Origin of the sequence: Pseudomonas sp. FBF18 (genome assembly GCF_024261405.1) — a bacterium.
In the GTDB taxonomy this organism is placed as follows: domain Bacteria; phylum Pseudomonadota; class Gammaproteobacteria; order Pseudomonadales; family Pseudomonadaceae; genus Aquipseudomonas; species Aquipseudomonas palmensis.
Map to the genome: position 1 here is coordinate 297,055 of NZ_QKRS01000005.1, position 15,835 is coordinate 312,889.

Sequence of the window (15,835 nt, forward strand, 5' to 3'; positions counted from 1 at the left end):
GGGCTCAGCGCTTGGCCGAGAAGGTCATCAGCCAGGCCACCAGCGAAATGCCGGCCACGCCAGCCAGTGGCGCAAGGTACAGCGGGGTGAGGAACTGACCGGAGTTGATCACCGCCAGCACGGCCATGGCCGAGACCAGCAGCAGGCCCAGGAACAGGAACCAGCCCGAGGCGTTGGCGCGGCTGGGGGCCACGCGCTCGCGCACGCGCCAGTTGGCGTAGGCGTTCTTGATCACGAAGAAGATCAGCGCCAGTACTACCAGCACGGCCACGCCGATCAGGGCGTCACGGCTGTCGACCTTTTTCGGGCCCAGGTCCATCAGCGGCGCCGGAACGCTCAGGGTGGAGGTGGTGGTGGCCGGTGCGGCGTCGTTTTCTACGGGGGCTGGCAGGGAGCTGGTCTGGGTCATGATCGGGGTCCTGGGTTATTTGAGGCGCACGGCGACGTCGGCGGCGAGTTTTTCGAGGGTGGCGCCGAACAGGCCGCGCTTTACGGTCGCGACCTTGTTCTGCCGGGCGTCATAGACGCTGGCGCTGCTGAACGGCTTGAGCGGGTATTGCTGGGCGATGCCTTCGACCATCACCGTGACCGGCTTCTTGCCGCCGATCAGGGCCTTGGCCAGCAACAGGCCGATCAACGCCAGCACCAGCAGGGCCAGCAGCAACAGCACCGGGCCCAGCGGGTAGCTGATCTGCAGCACGATCGGCAGGCGGGTGGCCGAAGCGCTGGCTTCGCTGGACGGCAGGAACACATCGGGCAGTGCATCGTTGGGGAACAGCTCGTTCATGCGCTCGATGAACTGCTGGGAAATCTGCAGTTGCTGCTCGCTCAGGCGCACTTCGATGGCCCCGGCACGCTGGTAGCCGCTGGACAGCAGCACTTCGCTGGACCACTGCGACGGCAGCGGCGGCAGTTGCAGGCTGATCGACAGCTCGTCGGAGCGGGCGCCGGGTTCGAGGTTCTCGATGCGGTCCATCGAGATCGCCGACTGCAGGGCTTCGCCGGGCATGTCCAGGCTCATCGCGACCTTGGCCGAGTGGATCTGGTAGGGGTTGAACTGGTTCTCGAAGCGGCCCAGCAACACCGCGGTCTTGGGCGAGCCGTCGACGTTGATGTTGAGCACCACGGTCTGCTGGTCGGGGGCCAGCTCTGCACTGACGTCGGGGGTGTCCTTGACGCCGGTCGGGATGAAGCGCACGGCGGCCTGGGTCAGCGGCTTGAGGCGTACACGCGCGTCGTTCAGCAGTTGGGCCAGGGCCGGCTGGGCCAGCACCTGTTCCAGCGCGGCACCGGCATTGGCGCCGTAGGCCAGGGCGTAGATCATCAGGCCGTTGGCTTCGAAGTTGCTGCTCTTGACCGGCATCTTCTGCGGGAAGGCGGCGATGCGGCTGATCACGTCCTCCTTGTGCAGCAGGTCGTAGAACTCGCGGTTCTTGAGCTGGGTCTCGCTGCTGTTGTTGGGGCTGTTCTTGTTGTTGGTGACGATCCAGATGATGCCTTCGCGCCCTTCCAGGCCGGTCTTGATCGCGGCCAGCAGGGCTTCCTTGAAGTCGGTGTCGGCATAGGCGCCACTGGCCTTGCGTGCCAGGGCCAGGGCACTGACGCTGTCGCCGAGCTTGGCGTGGGTGCCGGGGCCGCGGTAGGTCCATTGCGGCGAGGGGTGGCTGCTGTCGGCCTGGTTGAAGGCGCCGATCACCACTTCGCCGTTGCCGGCGGCGGTGGCGGCCAGTTGCGTGATCAGCGGTTTGAAGCCCGAAGCCGGGTCGAGGTAGAACGGCTCCATCCAGCCGGAGTTCTGTACCAGAAACACCTGGCGCAGCGGTTGCGCCTGGGCGCTCAGGCACACCAGGCTCAGGGCCAGCAGCAGGCCACGGCGCAGCAGGCGGTTCATGCGTTCCATCGGTAGAGCGCTCCAGTCGAATCGATGTACAGCCACAGGGCGTTGTCGTGGAAGAACCACTGGGCGTTCCAGGGTTGGGCCACTTTGAGGGTGATGCTCAAGGGCGGCTGGCCCACACGTTCCAGGCAGAACTGGCTGTCGATGGCCTGGTCGTTGCCGAAGAACTGTTGCAGGCTCGACGGCCACTCGACGCGCACCGACAGCAGGTACTGGCTGTCGATGAACTCGATGAAGGGGTAGACCACTTCGCGCCGGGTGGGGGTGTTGTCGACGTCGTGCTCGCCCCAGGGCGCATCCAGGCGCACGTTGAACATGTAGTTCAGGTGCCCGGTGCTCAGGCGCGAGCCTTTGACTTCCTTGCGTTCGTCCGAGTCCAGGCGCAGGCAGTACTGCTCGCTGCCCTCGAACAGTTGCTGCCAGATGCCGTAGCCGTTGACGAACGGCGGGCCGTATTCGGGGCGGGCCTGGGCACCGGCGGGCCAGCTCAGCCACTGGGCGTCCAGCTGTGCGCCGAGCTTGACGCTGAGGTAGCCGTGGGCGCCGATCCACAGCAGGCGCCGCGAGGCCGGGTCGCGCAGTGGCGCGGACAGGCCCTGCAGGTGCGCCGGGTTGGCGTGGGCGATGGGGTGCAGGGACCACTGTTCATTGTGGCGTGCCACCAGGCTGAAGCTGCCGTCGGGCATCTGCTGCGGGATCAGTACCTGGTCGTCGAGATCGCCGGGGGCGGCGATGGCACGGCCCGGGCAGCGGTCGACATGGTAGCGGCCATCGAGCGGGTCGACGCGCACCTCGGTGGCACCCTCGTCACAGGCCAGCAGCAGGCGTTGCTGTTCGCCCACCTCGCGCAGGCTCACGCCCCACGCCCAGCTGGGCAGGCTGCAACGGCCGATCGGGGTGCTGTGCGGCAACAGCGCCGCCCACTCCTGGGCCTGGCGCTGCCAGCGGAACAGGCTGCCGTCGCGGGCCAGCGCAAACAGCGCCTCGCGATGACCGCCCAGGTTGGCGACGAGAAAATTCAAGCCGTTCTTGCGTGGCAGCTGGTCGTACTTGTGCGCGGTGTTCAGGCTGCGCGGGGTAGCGCCGTCCAGCTTGCGGTACAGCGCGGCGAGGGTGTGCTCGGCACCGTCGAGCCGGCAACTGCCCTCCACCACCCGGCGTCCGCTGCCGTTGCCATAGGGCGGCAACCAGCGTTGCTGGCGGTCGAAGCGCACGGGTGTGAGGGCTGTACCGGTCTGCGGGCAATGGCGGAAGCTGGCCGGCAGCCAGCCCTGCGCACCGGGCGCCTGCTGCGCACCGACGAGAAAGTCCAGGTCGGGCTGCGCGTCTTCCAGCGCCTTGCCGGCGACGTGGGTCAGGGAGAACCTGCCATGGGCATCCTGCAACCAGCGTTGCCCATCCAGCGACCACTCGTACTCGCGGTCGTCTCCGACTACGTCCATATAATCCCACCATGCCAACGGTCGTCCGTGCGCGGCAGTGCCTGCTTGAGGTCAGGCCGTCACGTCGAAAGAAAGAGGTTCTGCGAAATGTCCCGGCGCCTTTCGGCGGGGCGCAATGGCAGCCAAATGCCATTTTTCAAGCGGCGAAATAGTGGCACAGGCAGTTACAAAGTCAACTACCGACTCAGGGCAATTGCAGCCCGCCAGCGGCCTTGTGCAATGCGCGCAGGTGTTCGCCGAGCTGCTTGAGGTTGGCTTCGACGGCGGCGATTTCGGCGGCGCGCTCGGGGCCGAGCAAGGCGCGTACTTCCTTGTCCAGGTCGCCGGTCAGGCGCTGCAGTTGCTGCTGGCGCTGGCTGCTGGCCTGCTCCAGCTGCTGGCGTTCGCTGGCCTGGGGCAGCCCGTAGCCGCTGCCGCTCAGCAGTTCGGCCGGTTTGCTGAGAAAGCCGCTGTTGGCGAGGATCTGCTGCAGGGTGCTGTTGGCCTGGGCCACGTTGGTGTCGTTGAGCTCGCGACCGCTGAGGTAGCGCTGCTTGACCTCGTCCTGGGCCAGCAGCAGCTGGCGGCGCAGGCCGGCCTGTTCCAGCAGCAACAAGGCCGCGCTGGTGCGCAGGTCGGCCTGGGCGAACCATTGCTGGCGCTGGGCGGGTGGCTGTTCGAGCCAGGCCTCCACGCTGGCCTGCGGCACCGGCAGGTGCTGCTTGAGCACCTGGAACATGGCCTGGTAGCGGTCGCGGTAGGAGTCGAAGCGGTAGCCCAGGCGCAAGGCTTCGCGCGGGTCGTCGAGCACGCTCATGTCGGCCAGGCCACGACCCTGCAGCACCTCGAGCAGGCCATTGGGCATGATGCTGTCGAGCCCGGCCAGGCGCGGGTTGCCGGTGCCGCTGCGCAGCAGCTTGAGGGTTTCGACCGCGCAGTTGTTGGACAGGAAGTAATAGTGGCCGTCGTAGTTCCAGTGCATCTCGGCGGCCTGGCGCACCAGGTCTTCGATTTCGTCCCGGTCGAGCTTGAGCGGGATCGAAGCCAGGCTGCGCAGTTCGGTCTTGGTGTACTCGTCGATCACCTGTGCCAGTGGCAGCACGAACAGGCGCGAGGGGTAGGCGCCGGTCAGGCCGTCCCAGCTCGATAGCTGCACGTCGTTGACGAAGGCGCGGTACGAGAGCACCAGGTGCTGGTCCAGGTCCAGGCGGCAGTCCGGACCGCGCGGGCGCCCCGGCGCGCAGATCACCAGGCGCAGCATGCTGTGGCCCCAGCGGCTGACCCAGTTCTGGTTGGCTTCGGCCAGCAGGAAGTCCACGGCGTACACGCGTTCGGGGTCGACCTGGCCCAGCGGCTGCTTGTCGAAGTCGTTGCCGGCGTTGAGGAACGGCAGCCCAGGCGCACACTCGGCAGCGGCAGGCGCCCAGTCGAAATGCTCGCGCAGGTACTTGTAGAGGGCCGGGCGGCGACAGGCGTAGCTCGGGTCGAGGAGGAAGTACTCCATGTTGACCGCGATGAATTCCTTGGGGCTGCTCAGCTCGTAGCTGTCCGGGGTGCGTGCGATCTGGCGGTTGTGCTGTTCGCGCTCGCCACGCCGGCCCACGTATTGCGGCCAGCCGGCGAGGTCGAGCAGGCGCGGGTCGTCGCTGAGGGTGAAGCGGCGTTCGGTCTGGCCGCGGCATTCATCGGGCAGCCCCACCTTGCCCAGGCTGGTGTTCTGGCGCACGCAGCGGCTGATCAGCCGGCGCTCGGGCGCTGGCCACAGGCGGGCGCGGTCATACAGGTGGGTGAGCTCGTGGAGAACGGTGGCCAGCAGCTCCTGGCGCACCGTGCCATGCGGCCGGCCGGTCTGCGCGGTGGCAGCGCTGCCATCGGTGAGGCCCGGCAGCAGGCGCCGGTTGAGCTCCAGGCTCGATACCAGCGAAGCCTGGCCATAGGCGTCTTCGGGCATGCGGGTGGTCCAGGAGACGTCGACGCGGCGGTCCAGCTCAGCCTTCAAGCGTGGCGGCAGGGCCTGCAGGGCTTCGTCGAGCAATGCCTGGCTGGCCCGCTGCTGTTGCGGGTCGAGGCCGTCTGCCTGCAGGTGCAGTTGCAGGTCGGCCAGCGCAGGGGCGCCGAGCAGCGTCAGTACGCAGCCCAACAGCCAGGCAAGGGGTTTCACAGCGACAGGATGGCTTCGGCCAGCACCTGGTCGCTGGCGTCGCGTGCTTCGGGGACGCGCTGGCGCAGGGTATCGAAGGCAGCTTCCAGTTGCGCGCCACGGATATCGCCACGGCTGGCGACGAAGCTGGCGGCATCGTCACGGGCCTCGCGCACGACCTTGGAGTCGCGGATCGAGGTGGTGGTGTCGGAGGTGAAGTCGATCGAGCGGCCAAAGGCACGCACGATGATATTGCTGGTGGCCACCAGGGTTTGTGCCTGGACCACGTCGGCCAGCAGCATCAGGCCGAGGGTGGCGGCAATCAGCGGTTTACGCATGGAGCATCTCCGGAAAATCGGTTGTGATCATTGGACGAGAATTGCCTGCGCCAGTTCAAGGTCGCTGGCATGAAGTTCGGGGGTGTGCTGGCGCAGTGCGTTCAGGGCGGCTTCCAGCTGTGCGCCACGCAGGGCGCCGTCGCTGGCGACGAAGGCGGCGGCATCGTCGTGGGCGGCCAGGATCAGCTTGCGATCGAACGGGGCGGTGGTCACCTTGCTGGTGGCGTAGCCCGCAATCACAAGGCTTTGAGTGGTCAGGTCGAAGGCCTGGGCGGCAGTCGACGCGCAGAGTGCGAGCAGCAGCGGTAGCAAATAACGCATGAGGTCTGGTTGGCTGTGAAATCAGGCGGCAAGGCTATCCCAATGCGCGGGTGGGGACCAGCGCAGGGTACCCGGCTTTTACACGTTGTTACGTGTACCGGGCCCTTGCGCGGTTCAGATGGCCAGGATCGCCTGGGCCAGTTGGGCGTCGGAAGCCTGCAGGGTCGGGGCCTGCTGGCGGATGTGGGCGAAGGCGCTTTCCAGTTTCACACCGCGGATGGCGCCCTGGCTGGCGACGAAGCTGGCGGCGTCGTCACGGGCGGCGCGCACGATCTTGTCATCGCGCAGCGATGAGGAGGCATCGGAGGTCGCGTTGGTGGAGGCGGCAACGCCACGCACCACGGTATCGGTGGTGACCACGAAGCTGGATGCGTGGGCAGTGGAGGCCAGGGCCAGCAGCATTGCGGCGCCAAGCAGGCGGGTACGGGACATGGTCGATCTCCTGAATATGGGCCCGGCTATTATGCAGCAGGTGGTGCAGTGGCGTCTGCTTCGCCGGCTCGTGCAGCGCAACTGTACGATTGTACTGGTGATACTTTGGTTTATAAAAACTGTACTGGTATTGGGTTCGAATGCTCTGGCGCGGGCCTTTCAAACAAAAAAACCCGTCAGCAGTCACCTGCGACGGGTTTTTGAATTCGGGGTGCCGGCGTTGGCCGGCGGGCCCTGCATCAACGCCAGAAAGGCTTGCTCAGCTCTTCGTAACGTTGCGCTTCGCTGATACCGGCATCAGCCAGCAGACGCGAGTCCAGGCGAGCCAGTTGGTGGCGGCTGGCGATGCGGCGTTGCCACAACATCAGGTTGGCCAGCAGGCGCAGTGGCAGCGAACCCTGGGATTGTTGAGCGTTGTTTTCAAAAGCCAGATCGGAACTGAGTGTACGTTCCATGGTGTCATCCTTCCGCTTGTGGCGGCATTAGGTAGTGATTTAACTGATGCCAATGATCCTCCTGTGTCGTCCATAACAGTAGATACAGTTCACCTGCATTGTGATGGGCCAGTTAACTGTTTATGCAGACTGTTGCACTCGGATTGGACGCAACTGTACCGGTCCGCACTGAAACGGTGCAATTTAGGGTCAATGAGGGGATTTTGCGTAGGAAGGTACCGTCAAAACACCGGTACAGTAGAACAGTTTGTGTAACGGTTGAGCGGGGCAACTGTACAGCCGGTGCGCATTGCGCGCCACCGGCTGTACAGGGACGGCTTCAGCTGGCCAGCATGCGCCCGGTTTCTTCCAGGTTTTCATGCCACTGCAGGGCTTCGCGCAGGATGTGCGGGGTGTGCCCACCCTTTTCGCAGGCGCGGGTGAAGTAGTCGTTCAGTGCGTCGCGGTAGTCCGGGTGCACACAGTTGTCGATGATCACCCGGGCGCGCTCGCGCGGCGCCAGGCCACGCAGGTCGGCCAGGCCCTGCTCGGTGACGAGGATGTCCACGTCGTGCTCGGTGTGGTCCACATGGCTGACCATCGGTACCACGCTGGAGATCGCGCCGCCCTTGGCGATGGACTTGGTGACGAAGATGGCCAGGTGCGCGTTGCGCGCGAAGTCGCCCGAGCCACCGATGCCGTTCATCATGCGCGTGCCGCACACGTGGGTGGAGTTGACGTTGCCGTACAGGTCGAACTCCAGTGCGGTGTTGATGCCGATGATGCCCAGGCGCCGTACCACTTCAGGGTGGTTGGAGATTTCCTGCGGACGCAGCACCAGCTTGTCCTTGTAGCGCTCCAGGTTGCCGAACACGTCGGCGTTGCGACGGGTCGACAGGGTGATGGAACTGCCCGAGGCAAAGCTCAGCTTGCCGGCGTCGATCAGATCGAAGGTCGAGTCCTGCAGCACTTCGGAGTACATGGTCAGGTCTTCGAACGGCGAGTCGATCAGACCGCACATCACCGCGTTGGCGATGCTGCCGATGCCGGCCTGCAGTGGGCCGAGCTTGTTGGTCATGCGCCCGGCGTCGACTTCCTGCTTGAGGAAGTTGATCAGGTGGTTGGCGATACCCTGGGTTTCGTCGTCCGGCGGCAATACGGTGGACGGCGAGTCCGCCTGCTCGGTGATGACGATGCCGACGATCTTGGCCGGGTCGATCGGGATCGCGGTGCTGCCGATGCGGTCATCGACTTTCACCAGCGGGATCGGCGTGCGGGTCGGCCGGTAGGTCGGGATATAGATGTCATGCAGGCCTTCGAGGTTGGCGTTGTGCGCCATGTTGATCTCGACGATGACCTGCTTGGCGAAAATGGCGAAGCTGGCCGAGTTGCCCACGGAGGTGGTCGGCACGATGTGGCCGTCTTCGGTGATCGCGACCGCTTCGATGACCGCGATGTCCGGCAGCTTGAGCTGCTGGTTGCGCAGTTGCTCGACGGTTTCCGACAGGTGCTGGTCGATGAACATCACCTTGCCGTCGTTGATGGCCTTGCGCAGGGTGCTGTCGACCTGGAACGGCATGCGACGGGCCAGCACACCGGCTTCGGTCAGCTGCTTGTCGAGGTCGTTGCCCAGGCTGGCGCCGGTCATCAGGCTGATTTTCAGCGGCGACAGCTTGGCTCGCTCGGCCAGTGCGTGGGGCACGGCCTTGGCTTCGCCGGCACGGGTGAAACCGCTCATGCCGACGGTCATGCCGTCCTCGATCAAACCTGCGGCATCGGCCGCACTCATTACCTTGCTGTGCAAAGAGGACAAGCGAATACGATCACGGTACATGGATTATTATCTCGGGCTACTAAAGCTAGATGCGCAGTCTATTGATTTCGCCTGTCGGCGTCCCGCGACCAAGGTCGAATGCGAAGGCCTGAAGTAGAGCCTTCTGTCGGCTGGGCGGGCATGAAAAAGCCCCAGCCGGTACCGCGCTGGGGCTATTTGTCACAGCCTTTTCAAGGGCTTATTCCACGGCTTTGACCATGTCTTCGATGACCTTCTTGGCATCGCCGAACACCATCATGGTCTTGTCCAGGTAGAACAGTTCGTTGTCCAGGCCGGCATAGCCGCTGGCCATGGAGCGCTTGTTGACGATGATGGTCTTGGCCTTGAAGGCTTCGAGGATCGGCATGCCGGCAATCGGCGACTTGGGATCGTTCTTGGCCGCCGGGTTGACCACGTCGTTGGCACCGAGCACCAGTACCACGTCGGCCTGGCCGAACTCGGAGTTGATGTCGTCCATCTCGAACACCTGGTCGTAGGGCACTTCGGCCTCGGCCAGCAGCACGTTCATGTGCCCGGGCATGCGCCCCGCCACCGGGTGGATCGCGTACTTCACGGTCACGCCGTTGTGGGTGAGCTTTTCGGTCAGTTCCTTGAGCGCATGCTGCGCACGGGCCACCGCCAGGCCGTAGCCGGGCACGATGATCACGGTGTCGGCGTTGCTCAGCAGGAAGGTGGCGTCGTCGGCCGAACCGGATTTCACCGGGCGCGCCTCCTTGGCACCGGCCGGGCCGGCGGCTTCTGCAGCGCCGCCGAAGCCGCCGAGGATCACGTTGAAGAACGAACGGTTCATCGCCTTGCACATGATGTACGAGAGGATCGCGCCGCTCGAACCCACCAGCGAACCGGCAATGATCAGCATCGAGTTGTTCAGCGAGAAGCCGATGCCCGCCGCTGCCCAGCCCGAATAGCTGTTGAGCATCGAGACCACCACCGGCATGTCGGCGCCGCCGATCGGGATGATGATCAGCACACCCATCACGAAGGCCAGGGCCAGCATCAGGGCGAAGGCGGTCAGGTTGCCGGTGAAGGTGAAGATCAGGCCCAGGGCGATGGTGGCCAGGCCCAGCACCAGGTTGAGCTTGTGCTGGCCGCTGAACTGTACCGGCGCGCCCTGGAACAGGCGGAACTTGTACTTGCCCGACAACTTGCCGAAGGCGATGACCGAACCCGAAAAGGTGATCGCACCAATGGCGGCGCCAAGGAACAGTTCCAGGCGGTTGCCGACCGGAATCGGGTCGCTGATGCTGGCCACGATGCCCAGCGACTGTGGCTCGACCACGGCCGCGATGGCGATGAACACGGCCGCCAGGCCGATCATGCTGTGCATGAAGGCGACCAGTTCCGGCATCTTGGTCATTTCGACGCGTTTGGCCATGATCGAGCCGGCAGTGCCGCCCACCAGCAGGCCGACGATCACGTAGCCGATGCCGTCGGTGGCCAGCTGCGCGCCCAGTTTGTAGATCAGGCCGACGGTGGTGATCACCGCCAGGGCCATGCCGAGCATGCCGAACAGGTTGCCGCGCCGCGAGGTGGTCGGGTGCGACAGGCCCTTGAGCGCCTGGATGAAGCACACCGAGGCGACAAGGTAGAGCAGGGTTACCAGGTTCATGCTCATGTTTACTTCTTCCCCTCAGCCTTCGCGGCCTTTTTCTTGAACATCTCCAGCATGCGCCGGGTGACGAGGAAACCGCCGAACACGTTGACCGCTGCCAGGGCCACCGCGAGGGTGCCCATGGTCTTGCCCAGCGGGGTCACGGTCAGCGCGGCGGCCAGCATGGCGCCGACGATGACGATGGCGGAGATGGCGTTGGTGACCGCCATCAGCGGGGTGTGCAGCGCCGGGGTCACGTTCCATACCACGTGGTAGCCCACATAGATGGCCAGCACGAAGATGATCAGGTTGTAGACGCCGTGAGAGATCAGCATGTCTTCCATTGTCTGGCTCCTTATCCGTTCTTGCGGATGACCTGGCCGTCGCGGCACATCAGGCACGCGGCGACGATGTCGTCTTCGAGGTTGATCGTGAGGGCGCCGTCCTTGTCGAACAGCAGTTTCATGAAGTCGAGCAGGTTGCGTGCATACAGGGCCGAGGCGTCCGCACCGACCTGGGCTGGCAGGTTGGTGGGGCCGACGATGGTCACGCCGTTCTCGATCACCACCTGGTCGGCCACGGTCAGCGGGCAGTTGCCGCCCTGTGCGGCGGCGAGGTCGATGACCACCGAGCCCGGCTTCATCTGCGCGACGGTTTCGGCGCTGAGCAGGGTCGGTGCCTTGCGCCCGGGGATCAGCGCGGTGGTGATGACGATGTCGGCCTGTCTGGCGCGTTCGTGCACGGCCTGGGCCTGACGCTGCATCCAGCTGGCGGGCATGGGCCGCGCGTAGCCGCCGACGCCTTCGGCGCACTCGCGTTCCTCATCGGTTTCATACGGCACGTCGATGAACTTGGCGCCGAGCGATTCGATCTGCTCCTTTACCGCCGGGCGCACGTCCGAGGCCTCGATCACCGCACCCAGGCGCTTGGCCGTGGCGATGGCCTGCAGGCCGGCCACACCGGCGCCCAGGATGAGCACGCGGGCAGCCTTAACGGTGCCTGCGGCAGTCATCAGCATCGGCATGAAGCGTGGGTAGTGATGCGCGGCCAGCAGCACGGCCTTGTAGCCGGCGATGTTGGCCTGCGATGACAGCACGTCGAGGCTCTGCGCGCGGGAGGTGCGCGGCGCGGCTTCGAGAGCGAAGGCGGTGATCCCGCGTTCGGCCATCCTGGCAATCACGTCATTGTTGAACGGGTTGAGCATGCCCACCAGAACGGTGCCGCTGTTGATCTGGCCCAGTTCGCTTTCGTTGGGCGCCACAACCTTGAGTACAAGCTGTGCGCCAAACGCATCGGCAGCGCTGCCGATGGTCGCGCCTGCTGCTTCATAGGCACTGTCGGGCACGCTGGCATTGACGCCCGCGCCACGTTGCACAGTGACCTGATGACCCTGGCCGATCAGTTTCTTGATGGTTTCGGGGGTGGCAGCGACACGTGTCTCGCCCGTCTGCGTTTCGAGAGGAACACCAATGTGCACGTCAATTTCTCCTGCGTGATCTTTTGTTGGTAAACCAGCGCACTGCGGATGGTGCGTCTGGGGCGGCCGATCAGCACGATCCCGCCCTGAATCCGGGCGGGGCGCGGCATTTTGCAGGCGATCCTGAATCGCTTCAACCGGTTCTGAAGGGTGACGAACGATAAACTACAAGTCACCCTGTGACCGAATGTCGCAATAAACGGCCTGAAGCCCGCGAACCGTGGGCTTCAGGGACATTACGCAAAATTTGAAATTTTTTCAGACAAATTTCGCGAAAGCGCATTTGTGCACAGGCTTTATGTCGCGAAGGCCCCGTAAACAGCAGGGTTAAGGGGTGTTTTGGCGTGCACCGGAACAGTCTGCTCATTTGCGACATTTTCGTATATCTGTAGGGCTCGATATTTGCTGACTACGGGGTCAACAAACCACTCTGATCCTTGTGCTGCGCGGCATAGCGCTGGGCCTCGGCTACCAGCCAGTCGCGAAAAGCACGCAGCGAGGCGGATTCCACCTTGCGCTCCGGTATCATCAGGTAATACGCCTTGATGCTCGACAGCGCATGCGGGTTGGCAATCACCAGCCTGCCCTCCCCCAGTTCATGCTGGATGAGAAAGGGCGGGATCAACGCCACGCCCATCTCGTGCATGGCGGCCTGGGCCAACATCGAGAATAGCTCATAGCGCGGGCCGGTCATGTCGCGGGCCACGTTCATTTCCAGGCTGTTGAACCACTGGCGCCAGGCATAGGGTCGGGTGGTCTGCTGCAGCAGCGGCAGTTGCGCGAGGTCCTCGGCGCTAAGGCTAGCCTGCCCTGCCAGCAAGGCCGGGCTGCACACCGGCACGGGGTTCTCGCCCATCAGGCGGTGGGACTGGGTACCCGACCAGTCGGCGTCGCCAAAATAGATGGCGGCGTCGAAGTGGGTGTCGGCGAAAAGGAACGGACGGGTGCGGTTGGTCAGGTTGACGGTGACTTCGGGGTGCAGGCGCTGAAAGTCCTTCAGTCGCGGCAGCAGCCATTGCGTGCCGAAGGTCGGTACCAGGGCCAGTTCGATCACGTTGGCGCCCTGCTGGCCCATCACCGACAGGGTATCGCGCTCCACCGCGTCCAGCTGGGTGGCGACGCGGCGGCTATAGGACAGGCCGGCTTCGGTGAGCTTCACGCCACGGCGCGAGCGTCGAAACAGCTCCACATTCAGAAACTCCTCCAGCCCGCCCACCTGTCGGCACACCGCGCCCTGGGTCAGGGAGAGCTCCTGGGCCGCCTTGGTAAAGCTTTCGTGGCGGGCTGCAGCCTCGAAGCACACCAGGGCCGTGGTGCTGGGGATCTTGCGCCGCATATACGTCAACCTCACTAATCAGTCGTAAAAATGGCCGTTGGTGCCGTTACGAAGTGAGAAATTATCACAAGACTATGCGCAATCCTCGTTTGTCGCCACGCCCGTTACGGCCTAGGATCAACCCACGACAAAACGTTTCCGAGGATTCGCACATGGCTGGCAAGGCAAGCTTCAACTGGATCGACCCGCTGCTGCTCGATCAGCAGCTCACCGAAGAAGAGCGCATGGTGCGTGACAGCGCGTTCCACTTCGCCCAGGACAAGCTCGCCCCGCGTGTGCTCGAAGCCTTCCGCCATGAGCAGACCGACCCGGCGATCTTCCGTGAAATGGGCGAGGTTGGCCTGCTGGGTGCGACGATCCCCGAGCAGTACGGTGGCAGCGGCCTCAACTATGTGTGCTACGGCCTGATTGCCCGTGAAGTGGAGCGTATCGACTCCGGCTATCGCTCGATGATGAGCGTGCAGTCTTCGCTGGTGATGGTGCCGATCAACGAATTCGGTACCGAGGCGCAGAAGCAGAAGTACCTGCCCAAGCTGGCCAGCGGCGAGTGGATTGGCTGCTTCGGTCTCACCGAGCCCAACCATGGCTCCGACCCGGGCTCGATGATCACCCGCGCCAGGAGCGTCGACGGTGGCTATCGCCTGAGCGGCAGCAAGATGTGGATCACCAACAGCCCGATCGCTGACGTGTTCGTGGTGTGGGCCAAGGACGATGCGGGCGACATTCGCGGCTTCGTGCTGGAGAAAGGCTGGGAAGGCCTGAGTGCCCCGGCGATTCACGGCAAGGTCGGCCTGCGTGCCTCGATCACCGGCGAGATCGTGATGGACAACGTGTTCGTGCCTGAAGAAAACATCTTCCCGGATGTACGTGGCCTGAAGGGCCCGTTCACCTGCCTCAACTCGGCGCGCTACGGCATCTCCTGGGGCGCCCTGGGTGCAGCGGAAGCCTGCTGGCACACCGCGCGCCAATACACCCTGGACCGTCAGCAGTTCGGCCGCCCGTTGGCCGCCAACCAGCTGATCCAGAAGAAGCTGGCCGACATGCAGACCGAGATCACCTTGGCCCTGCAAGGTTGCCTGCGCCTGGGCCGCATGAAGGATGAAGGCACTGCTGCGGTCGAGATCACCTCGATCATGAAGCGCAACTCCTGCGGCAAGGCGCTGGACATCGCCCGCCTGGCCCGCGACATGCTGGGCGGCAATGGTATCTCCGACGAGTTCGGCGTGGCCCGCCACCTGGTCAACCTCGAGGTGGTCAACACCTATGAAGGTACCCATGACGTGCATGCGCTGATTCTGGGGCGTGCGCAAACCGGTCTGCAGGCTTTCTATTAATAAGGAGCCAGCCCATGGGCGCGCTATCTCATCTGCGGGTGCTGGATCTGTCGCGAGTGCTGGCCGGACCGTGGTCCGGACAGATCCTCGCGGACCTGGGGGCCGAGGTGATCAAGGTCGAGCGTCCCGGGGCGGGCGACGACACGCGCGCCTGGGGCCCGCCGTTTCTCAAGGACGCCTATGGCGAGAACACCAGTGAGGCGGCCTACTACCTTTCGGCCAACCGCAACAAGCAGTCGGTCACCATCGACTTCACCCAGCCCGAAGGCCAGCAACTGGTACGCGAGCTGGCGGCCAAGTCCGACATCCTGATCGAGAACTTCAAGGTTGGCGGGCTGGCGGCCTACGGGCTGGACTACGAAAGCCTGCGGGCGATCAACCCGCGGCTTATCTATTGCTCGATCACCGGCTTCGGCCAGACCGGACCCTACGCCAAGCGTGCCGGTTATGACTTCATGATCCAGGGCCTGGGTGGCCTGATGAGCCTTACCGGCCGCCCGGAGGGTGAGGACGGTGCGGGGCCGGTGAAGGTCGGGGTGGCGTTGACCGATATTCTCACCGGGCTGTATTCGACGGTGGCGATATTGGCCGCCCTCGCCCACCGGGATCACGATGGCGGCGGGCAACACATCGACATGGCGTTGCTGGATGTGCAGGTGGCTTGCCTGGCCAACCAGGCGATGAACTACCTGACCACGGGTGTTGCGCCGCGTCGCCTGGGTAATGCGCACCCGAACATCGTGCCTTACCAGGATTTTCCTACCGCCGATGGCGACTTCATCCTGACCGTGGGTAACGACGGGCAGTTTCGCAAGTTCGCCGAGGTGGCCGGCCAGCCGCAGTGGGCGGATGACCCGCGGTTTGCCACTAATAAACTGCGTGTGGCCAACCGCGCCGAGCTGATCCCGCTGATTCGCCAGGCCACGGTGTTCAAGACTACCGCCGAGTGGGTCAGCCAGCTGGAGCAGGCGGGTGTACCGTGCGGGCCGATCAACGACCTGGCGCAGATGTTCCAGGACCCTCAGGTGCAGGCGCGTGGCCTGGCCATAGAGATTCCTCACCCGTTGGCCGGCAGCGTGCCGCAGGTGGCCAGCCCTATTCGTTTGTCCGAGACGCCGGTGGAGTACCGCAATGCACCGCCGCTGCTGGGGGAGCATACCGAACAGGTGCTGATGCAGGTACTGGGGCTGAAGGGTGACGAGGTGCAACGCCTGCGTGGCGCGGGCGTGCTGTAGGCGCCCTCTCCTATCTATATAGAGGGTGGCGAGGGCTGATTTGAT

The 15,835-nt window shown here is 64.4% G+C and carries 15 protein-coding genes; 2 read left to right on the plus strand and 13 right to left on the minus strand.

Annotated features, from left to right (window positions below; all coding sequences use genetic code 11):
• Positions 1-4 precede the first annotated feature (4 nt).
• The 13 genes from DN387_RS11155 to DN387_RS11215 form a co-directional block, all read right to left on the minus strand.
• The gene (locus tag DN387_RS11155) at positions 5-409 is read right to left on the minus strand and encodes a hypothetical protein (protein WP_054916013.1); all 405 of its coding nucleotides are present in this window, start codon (positions 407-409) and stop codon (positions 5-7) included.
• A gap of 15 nt (positions 410-424) precedes the next feature.
• On the minus strand, positions 425-1,900 hold the full coding sequence (locus tag DN387_RS11160) for a hypothetical protein (protein ID WP_054916012.1): 1,476 nt from the start codon (positions 1,898-1,900) through the stop codon (positions 425-427).
• Complete coding sequence (locus DN387_RS11165; RefSeq protein ID WP_054916011.1) at positions 1,888-3,339, minus strand: hypothetical protein; 1,452 nt, start codon at positions 3,337-3,339, stop codon at positions 1,888-1,890. The genes DN387_RS11160 and DN387_RS11165 overlap by 13 nt, the downstream gene beginning before the upstream one ends.
• Positions 3,340-3,523: 184 nt before the next feature.
• A complete protein-coding gene (locus tag DN387_RS11170; protein WP_054916010.1) occupies positions 3,524-5,479 on the minus strand; it encodes a DUF4105 domain-containing protein in 1,956 nt (651 codons plus the stop codon).
• Complete coding sequence (locus DN387_RS11175; protein WP_043862327.1) at positions 5,476-5,796, minus strand: DUF2388 domain-containing protein; 321 nt, start codon at positions 5,794-5,796, stop codon at positions 5,476-5,478. The genes DN387_RS11170 and DN387_RS11175 overlap by 4 nt, the downstream gene beginning before the upstream one ends.
• 27 nt (positions 5,797-5,823) lie before the next feature.
• Positions 5,824-6,117, minus strand: a complete 294-nt coding sequence (locus DN387_RS11180; RefSeq protein ID WP_054916009.1) for a DUF2388 domain-containing protein — start codon at positions 6,115-6,117, stop codon at positions 5,824-5,826.
• Positions 6,118-6,231: 114 nt separating this feature from the next.
• Positions 6,232-6,549 carry a DUF2388 domain-containing protein gene (locus DN387_RS11185; RefSeq protein ID WP_043862329.1) on the minus strand — a complete coding sequence of 106 codons (318 nt, stop codon included), beginning with the start codon at positions 6,547-6,549 and terminating at the stop codon, positions 6,232-6,234.
• 239 nt (positions 6,550-6,788) lie between these two features.
• A complete protein-coding gene (locus DN387_RS11190; RefSeq protein WP_043862330.1) occupies positions 6,789-7,004 on the minus strand; it encodes a DUF1127 domain-containing protein in 216 nt (71 codons plus the stop codon).
• A 319-nt stretch (positions 7,005-7,323) separates the two neighbouring features.
• Positions 7,324-8,817, minus strand: coding sequence for an acetyl-CoA hydrolase/transferase family protein (locus tag DN387_RS11195; protein ID WP_043862331.1), 1,494 nt, complete (start codon positions 8,815-8,817; stop codon positions 7,324-7,326).
• Between the two features lie 178 nt (positions 8,818-8,995).
• Complete coding sequence (locus DN387_RS11200) at positions 8,996-10,432, minus strand: NAD(P)(+) transhydrogenase (Re/Si-specific) subunit beta (RefSeq protein ID WP_043862332.1); 1,437 nt, start codon at positions 10,430-10,432, stop codon at positions 8,996-8,998.
• 2 nt (positions 10,433-10,434) lie between these two features.
• Positions 10,435-10,752, minus strand: coding sequence for an NAD(P) transhydrogenase subunit alpha (locus tag DN387_RS11205; protein WP_043862333.1), 318 nt, complete (start codon positions 10,750-10,752; stop codon positions 10,435-10,437).
• Positions 10,753-10,763: 11 nt separating this feature from the next.
• Positions 10,764-11,885, minus strand: coding sequence for a Re/Si-specific NAD(P)(+) transhydrogenase subunit alpha (locus tag DN387_RS11210; RefSeq protein ID WP_043862334.1), 1,122 nt, complete (start codon positions 11,883-11,885; stop codon positions 10,764-10,766).
• Between the two features lie 409 nt (positions 11,886-12,294).
• Positions 12,295-13,221, minus strand: a complete 927-nt coding sequence (locus DN387_RS11215; RefSeq protein ID WP_054916008.1) for a LysR family transcriptional regulator — start codon at positions 13,219-13,221, stop codon at positions 12,295-12,297.
• 152 nt (positions 13,222-13,373) lie between these two features.
• Between DN387_RS11215 and DN387_RS11220 the strand changes: the two genes are divergently transcribed.
• Positions 13,374-14,555, plus strand: a complete 1,182-nt coding sequence (locus DN387_RS11220) for an acyl-CoA dehydrogenase (protein ID WP_054916007.1) — start codon at positions 13,374-13,376, stop codon at positions 14,553-14,555.
• A 14-nt stretch (positions 14,556-14,569) separates the two neighbouring features.
• The gene (locus DN387_RS11225) at positions 14,570-15,790 is read left to right on the plus strand and encodes a CaiB/BaiF CoA-transferase family protein (protein WP_043862337.1); all 1,221 of its coding nucleotides are present in this window, start codon (positions 14,570-14,572) and stop codon (positions 15,788-15,790) included.
• Positions 15,791-15,835: the final 45 nt, after the last annotated feature.

Coding starts and splice junctions, on each gene's coding strand:
- DN387_RS11155 (WP_054916013.1), bottom strand. CDS start 409: ATGACCCAGACCAGCTCCCTGCCAGCCCCCGTAGAAAACGACGCCGCA.
- DN387_RS11160 (WP_054916012.1), bottom strand. CDS start 1,900: ATGGAACGCATGAACCGCCTGCTGCGCCGTGGCCTGCTGCTGGCCCTG.
- DN387_RS11165 (WP_054916011.1), bottom strand. CDS start 3,339: ATGGACGTAGTCGGAGACGACCGCGAGTACGAGTGGTCGCTGGATGGG.
- DN387_RS11175 (WP_043862327.1), bottom strand. CDS start 5,796: ATGCGTAAACCGCTGATTGCCGCCACCCTCGGCCTGATGCTGCTGGCC.
- DN387_RS11180 (WP_054916009.1), bottom strand. CDS start 6,117: ATGCGTTATTTGCTACCGCTGCTGCTCGCACTCTGCGCGTCGACTGCC.
- DN387_RS11185 (WP_043862329.1), bottom strand. CDS start 6,549: ATGTCCCGTACCCGCCTGCTTGGCGCCGCAATGCTGCTGGCCCTGGCC.
- DN387_RS11190 (WP_043862330.1), bottom strand. CDS start 7,004: ATGGAACGTACACTCAGTTCCGATCTGGCTTTTGAAAACAACGCTCAA.
- DN387_RS11195 (WP_043862331.1), bottom strand. CDS start 8,817: ATGTACCGTGATCGTATTCGCTTGTCCTCTTTGCACAGCAAGGTAATG.
- DN387_RS11200 (WP_043862332.1), bottom strand. CDS start 10,432: ATGAGCATGAACCTGGTAACCCTGCTCTACCTTGTCGCCTCGGTGTGC.
- DN387_RS11205 (WP_043862333.1), bottom strand. CDS start 10,752: ATGGAAGACATGCTGATCTCTCACGGCGTCTACAACCTGATCATCTTC.
- DN387_RS11215 (WP_054916008.1), bottom strand. CDS start 13,221: ATGCGGCGCAAGATCCCCAGCACCACGGCCCTGGTGTGCTTCGAGGCT.
- DN387_RS11220 (WP_054916007.1), top strand. CDS start 13,374: ATGGCTGGCAAGGCAAGCTTCAACTGGATCGACCCGCTGCTGCTCGAT.
- DN387_RS11225 (WP_043862337.1), top strand. CDS start 14,570: ATGGGCGCGCTATCTCATCTGCGGGTGCTGGATCTGTCGCGAGTGCTG.